The sequence below is a fragment of the Streptomyces sp. NPDC048269 genome (assembly GCF_040652395.1).
Taxonomy (GTDB): Bacteria; Actinomycetota; Actinomycetes; order Streptomycetales; family Streptomycetaceae; genus Streptomyces.
Map to the genome: position 1 here is coordinate 1 of NZ_JBEZLW010000083.1, position 12,485 is coordinate 12,485.

Sequence of the window (12,485 nt, forward strand, 5' to 3'; positions counted from 1 at the left end):
CGGTCCTCGCGCTCGGCGAGCGTTTCGCGGCGACCGGTCGCAAGACGAGCCGTCTGGCCGTCTCGCACGCCTTCCACTCGTCGCTCATGGATCCGGTGCTCGACGAGTTCCGTTCGATCGCAGGGGAGTTGACGTACGGTGAGCCGCGGATCGCGGCCGTCTCGACGGTGACGGGTGACCGTCCCGGTGCGGACTGGCAGTCGCCCGAGTACTGGGCCGGCCAGGTCCGTGCGGCCGTCCGTTTCGCGGACGCCGTGCGTGCGCTGGAGCAGGAGGGCGTCACCCGCTTCCTGGAGATCGGACCCGACGGGATCCTCACCGGCCTCGCGAGCCAGAGCCTCGACGGCGACGAGAGCGCCCACGCCGTGCTCGTACCGGCACTGCGCAGGAACCGCCCCGAGCCCGAGGCCCTGGTCACCGCCCTCGCCCAGCTGCACGTGGCCGGCGTGCGCGTCGACTGGGAGGCGTACTACGCCGGCACCGGAGCCCGGCTCGCCGAGCTGCCGACCTACCCTTTCCAGCGCACCCGCTACTGGGTCGACGCCGCGGGTTCCACAGCGGGCCCCGTCGCCCAGGTCGCCCACGAGGTCCCCTCGGCAGAGGAGTCCCGGGAGGCCGCCGAGGCCCTGCGGGCCCAGCTCGACGGGGTCGGGGCCGCCGAGAGCGGCCGGATCCTGCTGGCGCTGGTGCGTACGCACGTCGCGGTCGTCCTCGGATACCCCTCCGCCACCGCAGTGGAAGCCGATCTCGCCTTCCGCGACATGGGCTTCGACTCGCTGGCCTCCGTGGAACTGCGCAAGCGGCTCACCGCTGCGAGCGGATGCGACCTGCCCGCCACCCTGATCTTCGACTACCCCACGCCCCGGGCCGCCGCCGCCTACCTCGGCGAGCAGATGGAGACCGAGCCCGTGGGCGGTGACCCGGCAGCCGCCGCGCTGGCCGAACTCGACCGCATCGAGGCCGTGCTCACCGGATTCCCCGCCACCGGCGGGGACACCGAGGTCATCGGCGCCCGCGCCGACGCGATCACCGCCCGGCTGGAGGCCGTCGTACGCCGCTGGCGCGACGCACGGGGCGCCGGACCGGCGGACGACGGCCCCGACTTCGAAACGGTCACCGACGAGGAGCTGTTCGACGTGCTCGACAGCGAATTCGGCATCTCCTAGCCAGCGATCAGCTCTAGATTGGTTGAGGTTCGATGAGCAACGACGAGAAGCTCCGGGACTATCTCAAGCGCGCCACGACGGAACTCCAGCGCACCCGGCGCCAGTTGCGGGAGGCCGAGGAACTGCACCACGAGCCCGTCGCCATCGTCGCGATGGGATGCCGCTTCCCGGGCGGCATCGCCTCGCCCGAGGACCTGTGGCACCTGGTGGACGCCGGGCGGGACGCGGTCTCGCTCTTCCCGGACGGCCGCGGCTGGGACACGGAAGCCCTGTACGACCCGGAGCCGGCGACGCCCGGCAAGACGTACTGCCGGGAAGGCGGGTTCCTCCACGACGCGGGCGAGTTCGACGCCGACTTCTTCAAGATCAGCCCGCGCGAGGCCCGCGACACCGACCCGCAGCAGCGCCTGCTGCTGGAGGTGTCCTGGGAGGCGATCGAGCGGGCCGGCATCGACCCCACCTCCCTGAAGGGCAGCCGCACGGGCGTGTTCGCCGGTGTGGTGTACCACGACTACCCGGGCGGCGGCGGTACCGGCGGGCTGGCCAGCGTGGCCTCCGGGCGCGTCGCCTACTCGCTGGGCCTGGAGGGCCCCGCGGTCACCGTGGACACCGCCTGCTCCTCCTCGCTCGTCGCCCTCCACCTCGCCGTCCAGTCGGTACGGACCGGGGAGTGCACGATGGCGCTCGCCGGCGGGGTGACCGTGATGGCGAGCCCGGACTCGTTCGTCGGTTTCAGCCAGGACCGGGGCCTCGCCCCCGACGGGCGGTGCAAGTCCTTCGCGGCGGCCGCCGACGGCACCACGTGGTCCGAGGGCGCGGGCATGGTCCTCGTCGAACGGCTCTCCGACGCACGGCGCAACGGCCACCCGGTCCTCGCCGTCGTCCGCGGTTCGGCGATGAACTCCGACGGCGCCTCCAACGGCCTCACCGCGCCCAACGGGCCTTCCCAGCAGCGGGTCATCCAGCAGGCACTCGCCTCGGGACGGCTGACCGCCGCCGACGTCGACGCCGTCGAGGCGCACGGCACCGGAACCACGCTCGGCGACCCCATCGAAGCACAGGCCCTGATCGCCGCTTACGGACGAGAACGGCCCGCCGGCCAGCCGCTGTGGCTGGGATCGTTCAAGTCGAACATCGGCCACTCCCAGGCCGCCGCCGGTGTCGGCGGAGTCATCAAAATGGTGCAGGCCATGCGCCACGGCGTGCTGCCGCGCACCCTGCACGTGGACGAGCCGAGTCCCAACGTCGACTGGAGCGCGGGCAGCGTACGCCTGCTGACCGAGCCGATCGCCTGGCCGGACCGCGGCCGCGCCAAGCGCGCCGGGGTGTCGTCCTTCGGCCTGAGCGGCACGAACGTCCACGTCATCGTGGAGGAGGCCCCCGAGCCCGAGGCTGAGCCCGAGATCGGGGCCGGGACCGGGACCGAGGCCGGGACCGAGGCCGGGACCCGGACCGCATCCGGCTCCGTGAGCGCCGAGCCCGTCGGCGAGGTCCAGGACACCCCCCGCCACCTGCCGTTCCTCGTCTCCGCGCGGCGGCGCGAAGCCCTCGCCGCGCAGGCCGCCCGCCTCGCCGACCACGTGGACGCCCACCCGCTCCACCCCCTCGCCGACACCGCCTGGTCCCTGGCCACCACCAGGGCCGCGCTCGAACACCGCGCCGTGGTCGTCGCCGGCACCCACGAGGAGCTGGCCCGGTCCCTGCGCGGCCTGGCCGCCCACCCCGCCCTCCCCGCGCCCGGCACGGTCACCGGGACCGCCCGCCCCGACGCGCTGTCGGCCGTACTGTTCACGGGACAGGGCGCCCAGCGGCTCGGCATGGGACGTGAACTGCACGCCGCCCACCCGGTGTTCGCCCGCGCCTTCGACGCGGCGGTCGCCGCCCTCGACGAGCACCTCGACTCCCCCCTGCGCGACACCATGTGGGGCGAGGACAGCGCGCTGCTCGCCGACACGGGCCGCGCCCAGCCCGCCCTGTTCGCCTGCGAGGTGGCCCTCTACCGGCTCATCGAGTCCTGGGGGATCCGGCCCGATTTCCTCGCCGGCCACTCGATCGGCGAACTGGCCGCCGCCCACGTCAGCGGCGTGCTCACGCTCCCCGACGCCGCCCGCCTCGTCGCGGCCCGCGGCCGGCTGATGCGCGGGCTCCCGCAGGGCGGCGCGATGGCCGCGATCGAGGCGACCGAGGACGAGGTGGAGCCGCTCCTCACCGCCGCCACCGGCATCGCGGCGCTCAACGGTCCGTGCTCCGTGGTCGTTTCGGGCGAGGAGGCGGACGTGCTGGCCGTCGCCGAGCACTTCGCCGCCCTGGGGCGCAAGACCAAGCGCCTCGCCGTGTCGCACGCCTTCCACTCGCCGCTCATGGAGCCGATGCTCGCCGAGTTCCGCTCCGTCGCCGAGAGCATCGCGTACGGCACCGCCCGCGTGCCGATCGTCTCGACCGTCACCGGCGAGCTCGCCGGCGCCGACGACCTGGCCTCCGCCGACTACTGGGTGCGCCACGTCCGCGCGACGGTCCGGTTCTGTGACGCCGTACGGCTCCTCGCGGACAAGGGCGTCCACACCTTCCTGGAGCTCGGCCCCGACGCCGCGCTCACCCCGCTCGGCCCCGACTGCCTCGCCGCCACGGAGGCCGGGGGCCCGGACGGGGACGGGGAGAACCAGCCGGTGTTCACCGCCGTCCTGCGCCGCGGCCGCGGTGAGGAGCGCGAACTGGCCGGAGCCGTCGCCCTCGCCCACACCCGCGGGGTCCACGTCGACTGGGCCGCCTACTTCACCGCGTCCGCCGGACCCCGCCCGCACCGCGTGGACCTGCCCACCTACGCCTTCCAGCGACGGAACTTCTGGGCACAGGCGCAGGCGCAGCCCGGCGCGGCCGCCTCCCCCGGGCCCGCCGGGGCGGACCCGGGGGAGGCTCAGTTCTGGGAGGCCGTGGAGCGCGAGGACACCGCCGGACTCGCCGACCGCCTGGGGCTCGACCCCGCCGCGCTCGCCCCCGTACTGCCCGCCCTCACCACCTGGCGGGCCGGCCGCCGCGAGGCCGGCGCCGTCGACGCCCTGCGCTACCGCGTCGCCTGGGCCCCGGTCGCCGACCCCGCGCCGCCCGCCCCGCTCGACGGCGACTGGCTCGTACTCCACACCGCCGGGCAGAGCCCCCTCGCCGTCCTGCTCGCGGACGCCCTCACCACGCGCGGCGCCGCGCCCGTCCTGCGGGAGACCCGCGGCACGGGGCACCCCGTACTCCCGGAGCAGCTCCCCGCAGACCCGGCCGGGGTACTGAGCCTGCTCGCCCTGGACGACACCCCTCACCCCGGCCACCCCGAGCTCTCCCAGGGCCTCGCGGACACCGTCGCCCTGCTCCAGGAGCTGGCGGCCCGCGAGGTCACCGCCCCGGTGTGGTGCCTGACCCGGGGAGCCGTGGCCACGGACGACGCCGACGCGGCGGCCCGGCCCGTGCATCCCGCGCAGGCCGCCGTCTGGGGCCTCGGCGCGGCCCTCGCCCTGGAGAGCCCCGGCACCTGGGGCGGCCTCGTCGACCTCCCGGCCGGCACCGACCCGGCCGGCACCGACCCGGCCGGCACCGACCCGGCCGGCACCGACCCGGCAGGCACCGACCGGGCCGGCACCGACCCGGCCGGGACCGACGGGGCAGGTACGGAACGGGTGGCGCAGCGGGTCTGCGACACCCTCTCCGGAGCCACCGGCGAGGACCAGGTCGCCGTCCGCCCCGAAGGCACGTACGCCCGCCGTCTGGTGCGCCCCGCCCAGCCCGACCCGGCCGGGCCGTGGCGGCCCCGCGGCACGGTCCTGGTCACCGGCGGCACCGGCGGGCTCGGCGCCCACGTGGCCCGCATGCTCGCCGCCGACGGCGCCGAGCACGTCGTCCTGGTCGGCCGGCGCGGACCCGACGCCCCGGGCGCGGCGGAACTGGCCGAGGAGATACGCGAGTCGGGGGTACGGGTCTCCGTCGAAGCCTGCGACATCGCCGACCGTGAAGCCGTACGCAGCCTCCTCGCCGGACTCCCGGACCTCACCGCCGTCGTCCACGCCGCCGGGCTGCCGCAGCGCATCGCGCCCCTGGGCGAACTCACCCTCACCGACCTCGCCGGCGTGGCCTCAGCCAAGGTCCTCGGAGCCCGGCACCTCGACGAACTCCTCGCGGACACCCCGCTGGACGCCTTCGTCCTCTTCTCCTCCGGGGCCGCCGTATGGGGCAGCGCCGGACAGTCCGCCTACGGCAGCGCGAACGCCTACCTCGACGGCCTCGCCCACCGGCGCCGCGCCCGCGGCCTCGCCGCCACCTCCGTGGCCTGGGGCTCCTGGGACGGCGGCATGGTCGACGCCGAACTGGCCGCCGTCATGCGGCGCATCGGAGCGCCCGCAATGCGGCCCGAACTGGCCGTCGGCGCCCTGCGCCGCATCCTGGCCGGCGGAGCCTCGCACGCCGTGGTCGCCGCGTTCGACTGGGAGCGCTTCGCCCCCACCTACGCACTCGCCCGGCCGCGCCCCCTCCTCGACGCGCTGCCCGAGGCGCGAGCCGCTCTCGCCCCCGACCGGGCACCGGCCGGCGGCGGGGACGGCACGGACCTCGGCGGCCGGCTGGCCGGCCTGGCCCCGGCCGAACAGCGGGCGGCTCTGCTCGACCTGGTCCGTACGCACGTGGCCGCGCTGCTCGGCTACGAGGACCCGGCCGAGGTCGCCCCCGACCGCGGCTTCACCGACCTCGGCTTCGATTCGGTCGCCGCGGTCGACCTGCGGACGAGGCTGGTCGCGGCCACCGGCCGCCCGCTGCCCACCAGCATGATCTACGACCACCCGAGCCCCGGGGCGCTCGCGGCCCACCTGTGGTCCGAGCTCTGCCAGGACGACAGCGCCGGTGAACTGCCCGTACTGGCCCAGCTGGACCGGCTCGAAGAGGCCGCCGCGGCGCTCGCCGCGGAGGAGATCGAGGCCACCCGCATCACCGCCCGCCTGCAGAGCCTGCTGGCCCGGCTGACCGGAACCCTCGACGCGACGGCCGGCGGCGCGCACGGCATCGGCGAGCAGCTGGAATCCGCCTCCGCCGACGACGTCTTCGCCTTCATCGACAACGAACTCGGCCTCACCTGACCGACCGCGCGGCCCGCTCGACGGGCCGGTCAACGGCCCGATCCGCGATCCGGTCCGCGACCCGCGAACTGCGACCCGACTCGACCTCACGGCATGAACAAGGACTCGGTGGGACCAAGATGTCCAATGACGACGCAAGGCTTCTCGACTACCTCAAGCGGGTCACGGCGGATCTGCACCAGACCCGCCGCAGGCTTCAGGAGGTCGAGAACCAGGACCACGAGCCCATCGCCATCGTGGCGATGAGCTGCCGCTACCCGGGAGGCATCAGCACCCCGGACGACCTGTGGCGGCTCGTGGCCGAGGGCCGGGACGCCATCACCACCTTCCCCACCGACCGCGGCTGGGACCTCGCCGGGCTCCGCGGTGACGAGCCGGAGACCGCCGGGTCCGGCAGCAGCTACGTCCACGAGGGCGGCTTCGTCCAGGACGTCGCCGGTTTCGACGCGGGCTTCTTCGGGATCAGCCCCAACGAGGCGCTGACCATGGACCCGCAGCAACGGCTGCTGCTGGAGGTGTCCTGGGAGGCGATCGAGCGGGCCGGGATCGACCCGGTCTCGCTGCGCGGCAAGCCCGTCGGCGTGTTCGCGGGCTCCGGGATCCAGGACTACGAGTACCTGATCGGCGCGGCGGGCGAGGTCGCCGAGGCCTACATGACCACGGCCAACGCGGCCGCGGTCATATCCGGCCGGATCTCCTACACCCTGGGTCTCGAAGGCCCCGCGGTCACCGTCGACACGGCCTGCTCCTCCTCCCTCGTCTCCCTCCACCTGGCCGCCCAGGCGCTCAGGCAGCGGGAATGCTCGCTGGCCCTCGCCGGCGGCGTCATGGTGATGTCCACGCCGTCACCGTTCATCGCCTTCAGCCGGCAGCGCGGCCTCGCCCCCGACGGCCGCTGCAAGGCCTTCGCCGAAGCGGCCGACGGCACCGGCTGGTCCGAGGGCGCGGGCATGCTCGTACTCGAACGGCTGGCGGACGCGCGGCGCCACGGCCACCCCGTGCTGGCCGTCGTACGCGGCAGCGCCGTCAACCAGGACGGCGCCAGCAACGGCCTGACCGCCCCCAACGGCCGGGCCCAGCAGCGGGTCATCCGCCAGGCGCTCGCCAACGCCCGGATCCCGGCCACCCAGGTCGACGTCGTCGAGGGCCACGGCACCGGTACGACACTGGGCGACCCCATCGAGGCGCAGGCACTGCTGGCCACCTACGGGCAGGACCGCCCCGAAGGGCAGCCGCTGTGGCTCGGTTCCATCAAGTCCAACCTCGGGCACGCCCAGGCCGCCGCCGGCGTCGGCAGCGTCATCAAGATGGTCATGGCCCTGCGGAACAGAGTGCTGCCGCAGACCCTGCACGTCGACGAACCGTCGAGCCATGTCGACTGGACCGCGGGCCAGGTCCGGCTGCTGGCCGAATCCCGAGCGTGGGAGCGCGCCGAGGACCGGCCGCGCCGGGCCGGCGTCTCCGCGTTCGGGGTCAGCGGCACCAACGCCCACGTCATCCTGGAGGAAGCGCCCGCCGAGGAGCGGGCCGAGGCCGCGGGGCCCGCCGGCCCCGCCGATGCGGCCGAGGCGCCGCAGGAGCCGTCCGCCGCCGCCGTCGTACCGCTGCCCGCCGTCCTGCCGTGGCCGCTCTCCGGCCGCGACGCCCAGGCACTCGCCGCCCAGGCGGGCCGGGTGCACGCCCACGTCACGGCCGCGCCGGAGCTCCCCTCGGCGGACCTGGCCTACTCGCTGGCCACGAGCCGCGCGGCACTCGACCACCGCGCCGTCGTCCTGGCGGACGGCCGGGACGGCGCGCTCGCCGGTCTCGCCGCGCTGGCCGAGGGGCGGCCGCACCCGGGTGTGGTGAGCGGAGTGGTGGCCAAGGGCTCGACTGCTTTCCTGTTCACGGGACAGGGCGCGCAGCGGCTGGGGATGGGGCGGGAGTTGTACGCGTCGTTCCCGGTGTTCGCCGAGGCCTTCGACGCCGTGTGCGCGGAGGTCGACCCCCACCTGGGCCGGTCCCTGCGCGAGGTGGTGTGGGGCGGGGACGCGGAGGCCCTGAACGCCACCGCGATCACCCAGCCCGCCCTCTTCGCCCTGGAAGTGGCCCTGTTCCGGCTGGTCGAGGCCTGGGGCGTCGCGCCCGACGTGGTGGCCGGGCATTCGATCGGCGAGCTGGCCGCCGCCCACGCCGCCGGGGTGCTGTCCCTGGCGGACGCGGCCCGGCTGGTGGTGGCCCGGGGCAGCCTGATGCAGGCACTGCCCGCCGGTGGTGCAATGCTCGCCGTCCAGGCCACCGAGGAGGAAATTCTCCCGCTGCTCACCGACGGGGTGGGCGTCGCCGCCGTCAACGGGCCCGAATCCGTGGTCGTTTCGGGCGACGAGGCCGCCGTCCTCGCGGTCGGCGCGCACTTCACCGCGGCCGGCCGCAAGGCCAGCCGTCTCGCCGTCTCGCACGCCTTCCACTCGTCCCTCATGGAGCCGATGCTCGACGCCTTCCGGGCCGTCGCGCAGGAGCTGACGTACGAAGAGCCGCGCATCGCGGTCGTGTCCACCGTGACCGGCGACCGCTCCGGCGCCCGGTGGCAGTCCCCGGACTACTGGGTCTCCCAGGTCCGCGAAGCCGTCCGCTTCGCCGACGCCGTCCGCGCCCTGGAGCAGGAGGGAGTGACCCGCTTCCTGGAGATCGGCCCCGACGGCATCCTCACCGGACTCGCCCAGCAGAGCGCCGACTCCGGGCAGGCGGTCCTCGTACCGGCCCTGCGCCGCAACCGTCCCGAGCCCGAGGCCCTGGTCACCGCAGTGGCCCAGCTGTACGCCTCCGGTACGGCCGTCGACTGGGAGGCCTTCTACGCCGGGACCGGCACCTGCCGCGTCGACCTGCCCACCTACGCCTTCCAGCGCACCCGCTACTGGGTCGAGGGGACCGGAGCCCTCGGCGACCTCTCGGCAGCCGGACTGGCCGTCGCCGGACACCCGCTGCTCGGCGCCGTGGTCTCCCTCGCCGACTCCGGCGGCGTGGTCCTGACCGGCAGGGTCTCGACATCGGCCCAGCCCTGGCTCGCCGACCACGTCGTCGGCGACTCCGTGGTCTTTCCCGGTACCGGATTCGTGGAGCTCGCCGTCCGGGCCGGCGACCAGGTCGGCTGCGAACTGCTCGAAGAGCTCATGCTCCAGGCGCCCCTCGTCCTTCCCGAGCGCGGCGCCGTCGCCCTCCAGGTCGAGGTCGGCGCCGCGGACGCCTCCGGGCGGCGCCCGGTCAGCGTCCACTCGCGCCGGGACGACCAGCCCGACCAGCCGTGGACCCTGCACGCGGCCGGCGTCCTGGCCCCCGCCACCACCGCGGACCCGTCTTCCGACGCCCCCGGGCTGGGCGCCTGGCCGCCCGCCGCCGCCACCCCGGTCGGGACGGACGGCGTGTACGAGGCACTGGCCGCGGCCGGCCTCCCGTACGGGCCGGCCTTCCGCGGTCTCACGGCCGCCTGGGCCGCCGGGACCGAGGTGTACGCCGAGGTCGCCCTGCCGGAGCGGGCCCACGCCGACGCCGCCGCCTTCGGCCTGCACCCCGCCCTCCTGGACGCCTCGCTGCACGGCTCCGTCTTCACCGACCTGTTCGCCGATGCCCAGGGCCCGGTCCTGCCGTTCGTCTGGACGGGCGTGCGGCTGCACGCCTCCGGCGCCACCCGGCTGCGGGTCCGGATCGCACCCGACGGCGCGGGCGCCATCGCCCTCTCCGTCGGTGACGAGACGGGCCGGCCGGTGCTGTCCGTGGACTCCCTCGTCCTGCGCGAGGTCTCCGCCGAGCAGCTCGCCGCCGCCCGCGCCGTCGCCCACGAATCCCTCTTCGCCCTCGACTGGACCGCCCTCCCCGCTCCCGCCGCCCCGGCGGCCGCACCGGCCGACTGGGACACCCTGCCCGCCGACGGGCCCGTACCGGAGAGCGTCATCCTGCGTTCCCTGCCCGGGTCGGACCCGGCCTCGGTGCGCGCCGCCACCGCCAGGGTGCTCGCCGTCCTGCAGAGCTGGCTCGCCGACGAGCGGTACGCCGCCTCGCGGCTGCTCGTCGCGACCTCCGGGGCCGTGGCCCAGCCCGGTGAGGACGTCACCGACCTGGCCGGAGCGGCCGTCTGGGGCCTGGTGCGTTCCGCACAGGCCGAGAACCCGGGCCGCTTCCTCCTCACCGACCTCTCCGACCTCGCCGACGTGCGGGAGGCCGCCGCCGCGGTGGCCGCCGACGAGCCCCAGACCCTCGTACGGGACACGACCGTCCACGGCGCCCGTCTGGCCCGCCTCACCGACGACCCCGAGCGGCGCGTCCGGCCCGACTTCGGCAACGGCACCGTCCTGGTCACCGGCGCGACCGGTGCGCTCGGCCGTCTGGTGGCCCGGCAACTCGTCCGCGCCCACGGCGTACGGAGCCTCCTGCTGGTCTCCCGGCGCGGTACGGACGCCCCCGGAGCGGTCGAACTCCGCGCCGAACTGCGCGGCCTCGGCGCCGACGCCACCATCGCCGCCTGCGACGCGGGGGACCGCGACGCCCTCGCCGCGCTGATCGCCGGCGTACCGCTCACCGGCGTGGTCCACCTCGCAGGCGTGCTCGACGACGCGCTCATCGCCTCGCTGACCCCGCAGAGCCTGGACACCGTCCTCGGCGCCAAGGCCGACGCGGCGCTCCACCTGCACGAACTGACCCGGGACCTGGAGCTGTCGGCCTTCGTGCTGTTCTCCTCCGCCACCGGCGTCCTGGGCGTGCCCGGCCAGGGCAACTACGGTGCGGCGAACGCCCTGCTCGACGGACTCGCCACCCACCGGCGCGCCCACGGCCTGCCCGCCCAGTCCCTCGCCTGGGGCCTGTGGGCGAGCGGCATGTCCGGCTCCCTGACCGACGCCGACCTCCAGCGGATGAGCCGGACCGGCATCGGCGCGCTCACCGCCGAGTACGGCGTGGACCTCTTCGACCGGGCCCTGACCGTGGACAGCCCGGTCGTCGTGCCGATCCGCCTCGACGTACGCACCCTCGCCGAGGCGGGCGAGGCCCTGCCGGCGCTCTTCCGCGGCCTGGTCCGCGTACGGGCACGCAGGAGCGCGGTGTCGGCCCCCGAGGCGGCCGGGGCCCTGCGGGGCCGGCTGGCCGGACTGGACCGGGAGGAGCGCACGGCCGTCCTGCTCGACCTGGTCCGTACCCAGGTCGCCGTCACCCTCGGATATCCGGGGGCGCACGCGGTCGACGAGACGCGGGCGTTCAGCGAGCTCGGCTTCGACTCGCTGACCGCGGTCGAGTTCCGCAACGCCGTCAGCGCCGCCGCCGACGTCCGGCTGCCCGCGACCCTCGCCTTCGACTACCCCAACCCGCGCGCCCTCGCCCGCCACCTCCTCGACGAACTCGACGGCGCAGAAGGGCAGCAGGGCCGCGCGGCCGCCACCGCGGTCCGGTCCGGTGCCGTCGACGACGACCCGATCGTGATCGTCGCCATGGCCTGCCGCTACCCCGGCGGCGTACGCACCCCCGAGGACCTGTGGCAGCTGGTCGCCGACGGCGTCGACGCCGTCTCCGGCTTCCCGGCCAACCGCGGCTGGGACCTCGACCGCGTCTACGACCCGACCGCCGAGCGGCCCCACACCAGCTACGCCCGCGAAGGCGGCTTCCTGCACGAGGCGGGCGAGTTCGACCCGGCCTTCTTCGGGATCAGTCCCAACGAGGCGGCCGTCATGGATCCGCAGCAGTTCCTGCTGCTGGAGACGGCCTGGGAAGTGTTCGAGCGGGCCGGGATCGACCCGGAGACCCTGCGCGGCAGCATGACCGGCTGCTACGCCGGGATGATGTACCACGACTACGCCGCCAACAACAGCACCGGAGCGATCGCCTCCGGGCGCGTCTCGTACGTGTTCGGCCTCGAGGGGCCGGCCGTCACCGTCGACACGGCGTGCTCGTCCTCGCTGGTCGCGCTGCACATGGCGGCGCAGGCGCTCAGGTCGGGGGAGTGCTCCCTCGCCCTGGCCGGCGGAGTCGCGGTCATGGCCACGCCCGAGGTCTTCGTCGAGTTCAGCCGGCAGCGCGGCCTCGCGCCCGACGGCCGGTGCAAGTCCTTCGGTGCGGGCGCCGACGGGACGGGCTGGGGCGAGGGCGCCGGAATGCTGCTCCTGGAGCGGCTCTCCGACGCGCGGCGCAACGGGCACCCGGTACTGGCGACGGTGCGGGGCTCGGCGCTGAACCAGGACGGTGCGTCGAA

3 protein-coding genes are annotated in these 12,485 nt (G+C 75.3%); all 3 read left to right on the top strand.

The annotated features are described in order from the left end of the window. A partial coding sequence (locus AB0D48_RS36295) for an acyltransferase domain-containing protein (protein ID WP_362407257.1) occupies positions 1-1,166 on the top strand: 1,166 nt, incomplete at its 5' end. Between the two features lie 32 nt (positions 1,167-1,198). Then, the gene (locus AB0D48_RS36300) at positions 1,199-6,274 is read left to right on the top strand and encodes a type I polyketide synthase (RefSeq protein WP_362407260.1); all 5,076 of its coding nucleotides are present in this window, start codon (positions 1,199-1,201) and stop codon (positions 6,272-6,274) included. A gap of 119 nt (positions 6,275-6,393) precedes the next feature. Beyond that, the coding region (locus AB0D48_RS36305; RefSeq protein WP_362407263.1) for a type I polyketide synthase at positions 6,394-12,485 on the top strand (6,092 nt) is incomplete at its 3' end.

Coding starts and splice junctions, on each gene's coding strand:
- AB0D48_RS36300 (WP_362407260.1), top strand. CDS start 1,199: ATGAGCAACGACGAGAAGCTCCGGGACTATCTCAAGCGCGCCACGACG.